The organism is Winogradskyella poriferorum (assembly GCF_050618035.1).
GTDB classification, from domain to species: Bacteria; Bacteroidota; Bacteroidia; order Flavobacteriales; family Flavobacteriaceae; genus Winogradskyella; species Winogradskyella poriferorum_A.
This window is the reverse complement of record NZ_JBODPY010000041.1, coordinates 1-268: the sequence shown is the minus strand read 5'-3', so window position 1 is coordinate 268 and position 268 is coordinate 1. Positions and strand designations below refer to the sequence as shown.

Here is a 268-nt window from a genome sequence, read left to right as displayed (position 1 = left end):
GCCTAAAACTTTAACTTTTTCTGTAAACTCTTTATATCCATTTTGATTCATTTGTTGCTGGTAATGTTCCTTCATTAGCTCCATATCATCAGTATCAGAGTAAATAACATCACCTCCCCAAATCCATACTGAAGCTTCACTATCAAGTATTGGTTGCCAAAGTTTATTTTCAACATTTTGTCGGTTGCAAGAACCAAATGCTATAACCAATTCATCACTTTCGACAAGTTCTTTGTTTTCAGTATTCTTACACGTCAGTGCAAAAAGA

1 pseudogene is annotated in these 268 nt (G+C 34.0%); it reads right to left on the bottom strand.

The annotated features are described in order from the left end of the window. A pseudogene (locus tag ACRHOC_RS14845) lies at positions 1 to 268 on the bottom strand (alkaline phosphatase D family protein); the annotation flags it as partial.